Genomic DNA, 3,298 nt, shown 5'->3' with positions numbered 1-3,298 from the left:
GGCGCCTCGACCAGGCCGGCCCGGCGGGCGGGCAGCCGGCCGAGCTCGCGCTCGGCGGCGGCGTAGCGGGCGCGGGCGGCGTCGGCGGCGCGCTGCAGGTCGCGGCGGGCGCTGCGCGCCGCGGTCTCCTGCTCGGCGGCGTCGCGGACCTCGGCCTGGGCGGCCTCGACCGCCTCGCGGCGGGTCTCGACCTCGGCGCGGGCGAGCGCCAGCTCGGCCTCGACATCGGCGAGGCGGTTGCGCTCGGCGAGCCGGCGCGCCGCGCCGGTCGGTGCATGCGCCGCGACCGCGAAACCGTCCCAGCGCCAGAAGTCGCCGTCGAGCGAGACGAGCCGCTGGCCGGGCTTCAGCATCCCGGCGAGCCGCGGCCCGTCGGCGCGCGACACCACGCCGATCTGGGCGAGCCGGCGCTTGAGCTCCTCGGGCGCCTGGGTGACGTGCGAGCCGAGCGACTCGATGCCCTCCGGCAGGGCCGGATCGGATCCGTCGCCGGCCGCCAGCGTCCAGCGGATCGGCGCGGTCGGCTCCACCGGCGCATCGAGATCGTCGCCGAGCGCAGCGCCCAGCGCGGTCTCGTAGCCCTTGTCGACCTTCAGGCCGTCGATGACGGGAGGCCACAGCTGCTTGGCGTCGACATGCAGCACCTTGGCGAGGGTTTTGGCCTCCGTCTCCAGCCGGTTGGCGCGGCGCTCCGCCTCCGCCAGCGGCTGGCGGGCGACGTCGAGCGCTTGCCGGGCGCCCGAATGGGCCGCCTCGGCCCGCACCGAGGCGGATTCGCCCTCGATGGAGGCCGCATTGGCGATCTCCACCGCTTCGGCCAGCGCCTCCAGGTCGACCGCGTCGTTGGCCTCGGCCATCATCCGGTCGAGGTCGGCCGTGACGCTCGACAGCTCGTTCTCGGTGCGGCTGGCCCGCTCGCTCTGGGCGCGCACCGCGCCTTCGAGCTGGCGGCGGCGCGCCGTCACCTCGGCGAGCGCGGCGGTCAGCTCGGACAGGCCCTTCTCGGTCGCGGCGACGACGGCGTCCGCCTCGGCGACGCGCTCCTCGATCTCGGCGCGGCGCTCGGCCGCGGCCTCGAGGTCGGTCGCGAGCTGCTCGCGCTCGGCCTCCAGCCGCTCCATCGTGCCGTCGGCGTCGGCGAGAAGCTGGGCCTCTCGGTCGCGGTCGCGGGCGATCTGCTCGCTGCGGCGGATCAGCTCGGCCATACGCTCGTTGGCGCGGGCCTCCTCGCGCTCCAGCACGTCGCGGGCCGAGACGAGGCGCTGCAGCGCGGCGGCGGCCTTGGCCTCGGCGTCGCGCAGCGCCGGCAGCGAGGCGGCCGTGAGGGCCTGCTGGGTCGCCGTCTCGGCCTGCAGCGAGGTGCGCTCGACCACGGCGCGGGCGCTCTCGTCCTTGGCCTGCTCGGCCGCCGCGACCTCGGCCATCGCCTGGCTGAAGCGGACGTGGAACAGCGTCGCCTCGGCCTTGCGGACATGGCCGGACAGCGCCTTGTAGCGCACCGCCTGGCGCGCCTGGCGCTTGAGCGACTCGACCTGATTGACGAGCTGGCCGATCACGTCCTCGAGCCGCAGCAGGTTCTGCTCGGCGGCGCGCAGCCGCAGCTCGGCCTCGTGGCGGCGCGCGTGCAGGCCCGAGATGCCGGCGGCCTCCTCCAGCACGCGGCGGCGCTGCTCGGGCTTCGCCTGGATGATCTCGCCAATGCGGCCCTGGTGCACGAGCGCCGGCGAGCGCGAGCCCGACGAGGCGTCGGCGAACAGGATCTGCACGTCGCGGGCCCGCACGTCGCGGCCGTTGACCCGGTAGACCGAGCCCTGCTCGCGCTCGATGCGGCGCGACACCTCCAGCGTATCGTCGCCGTTGAACTGGGCCGGCGCCGTGCGGGTGGTGTTGTCGATCAGGATCGAGACTTCGGCGGTGTTGCGGGCCGGGCGCTTCTGGTTGCCCGAGAAGATCACGTCGTTCATGTCGGCGGCGCGCATCGCCTTGTGCGACGCCTCGCCCATCACCCAGCGCAGCGCCTCGACGAGGTTCGACTTGCCGCAGCCGTTCGGCCCGACCACGCCGGTGAGGCCGGGCTCGATGACGAAGTCGGTCGGCTCGACGAAGGACTTGAAGCCGATCAGGCGCAGTCGCTTGAACTTCATGATCCGAGGGCTCCCGGGGCACGCGAGACATCGGGCGCGCGCGGCGTCGCCGCCGGCACGCATGTCAGGAACGGGCTCGGGCCCGATGGGGTCGAGGTCTGCCGCATCGCGGCGGAGAATGAATCGATCGCGGCCGCGAAGGCAACAGGGCCGGCCGGCTTGTCCACCGCCGGCGTCCGGCGCGCGACGCGGGAAAGTCCGCGCCGCCGCACCCGGTGGTAAGCGCTAAGCGCTTCTCACGCCTTGATATACTTGTCGATGACCTTGGAGAATTCGTCGAGCGGCAGGGCCCCGACGACACGCTCGCCGTTGACGAAGAAGGTGGGGGTCGATTCGATCTTGAAGGCCTGCGAACCGCGCTTGCGGACCTCGTCGATGCCGTCGAGCAGCTTCTGATTCTGCAGGCAGGCCTCGAAGGTCTGTTGGGTGAAGCCGGCCTGCTTGGCGATGGCGAGCAGCGGCGGGATCGGGTTCTGCACGACCCACTTGTTGAACTGCTCGAACAGCGTCTCGACGATCGGATAGTATTTGTCGTTGCCGGCGCAGCGGGCCAGCATGAAGGCGCCGGCGGCGAGCGGATCGAGCGGGAACTCGCGCAGGATGTAGCGCACCTTGCCGCTGTCGATGTAGCGCTCCTTGATCTTCGGGAAGACCTCCCGCGAGAAATGGGCGCAGTGCGTGCACGTCATCGAGGCGTATTCGACGATGGTGACGGGGGCGTCGTCCTTGCCCATGGCGATGTCGCCGAGCGCGCTCGGCTTCATCAGCTCCGTCATGTCGACCGTGTCGGCGCGGGCCGCGACGGGGACGCCGAGCGCGGCGGCGGCGACGAGGCAGGAGGCGCTGGTGACGAGTTCGCGGCGTGTGACGGGCACGGTCATCCTCTTCGGCTTCGCTTCGCTACGTCCGGCTCGTCCGGAAACGCGGTTGGTTGGCTAGCGGGTTTGCGCAGAACAGGCAATCTGGCGACGCTTTGTGGCGAGATTGCCATGGTCACGTCCGCTTGATCGGCCGGACGGAGGCGCGTTCCGCCGGAGGTCAGCGGCGCTTCACCGCCGCGCCGAGGCGGGCGAGGGCGTCCCGCAGCCCCTGGTCGGCGACGCCGGGCAGGGTGGCGGCGACCGCCGCGACGGCGGCCGGGTCGAGCCGGCGCC

Annotated in this window: 2 protein-coding genes and 1 pseudogene; all 3 read right to left on the bottom strand. The window is 72.8% G+C overall.

Translation table 11 applies throughout. The features are described from left to right. On the bottom strand, window positions 1-2,144 hold a 2,144-nt coding region (locus CH341_RS29840; protein WP_146604680.1), incomplete at its 3' end, for a chromosome segregation SMC family protein. Window positions 2,145-2,380: 236 nt separating this feature from the next. Continuing rightward, entirely contained in the window at window positions 2,381-3,025 is a 645-nt protein-coding gene (locus CH341_RS29835) for a DsbA family protein (protein ID WP_111423042.1), read from the bottom strand. Window positions 3,026-3,182: 157 nt separating this feature from the next. Continuing rightward, window positions 3,183-3,298: pseudogene (locus tag CH341_RS36120) on the bottom strand (DUF721 domain-containing protein); the annotation flags it as partial.

The sequence above is a fragment of the Rhodoplanes roseus genome (genome assembly GCF_003258865.1).
GTDB classification, from domain to species: Bacteria; Pseudomonadota; Alphaproteobacteria; order Rhizobiales; family Xanthobacteraceae; genus Rhodoplanes; species Rhodoplanes roseus.
The sequence above is the reverse complement of the archived record's forward strand: the minus strand, read 5'-3'. Positions and strand labels throughout refer to the sequence as shown.

Excerpts from the sequence above, each read along its gene's own strand:
- CH341_RS29835 (WP_111423042.1), bottom strand. The coding sequence starts at position 3,025 with ATGACCGTGCCCGTCACACGCCGCGAACTCGTCACCAGCGCCTCCTGC.